Genomic DNA, 334 nt, shown 5'->3' on the forward strand with positions numbered 1-334 from the left:
CCATGAACGACAAGTCCATCAACCCGCCGTACACTTCTTACCGCAGCTTCATGAATCTCATGAGCGAGCTGAAGGAGCATGACGTCATGCCTTCGGCCAACGACCGCAGCTATCTGAGCAAGCGCTCGGGGACGGAGAAGACTGCGCTGATTGCTCCCCTCAAGTGGTTTGAGCTTGTCCACGACGACGGCACCCCGACCGAACGCTTGGAGAACTTCATTGCGGCGGACGAGCAGGAATCCAAGACCCTGCTCAAGGAGATGGTCGAATCTTCCTACCGAGCTATCACTGACGGAACCCTCAATCTCCGCTGTGCGACCACCTCACAGCTCGC

At 57.5% G+C, this 334-nt stretch carries 1 protein-coding gene; it reads left to right on the plus strand.

The genetic code is table 11. From position 1 onward, the window contains the following. Positions 1–59: 59 nt before the first annotated feature. Positions 60–334, plus strand: a 275-nt coding sequence (locus tag KVS69_RS19115; protein ID WP_217539542.1) for a hypothetical protein, incomplete at its 3' end; no start/stop codon positions are given.

It is taken from the genome of Stenotrophomonas sp. GbtcB23 (assembly GCF_019091045.1).
Classification (GTDB): domain Bacteria; phylum Pseudomonadota; class Gammaproteobacteria; order Xanthomonadales; family Xanthomonadaceae; genus Stenotrophomonas; species Stenotrophomonas rhizophila_A.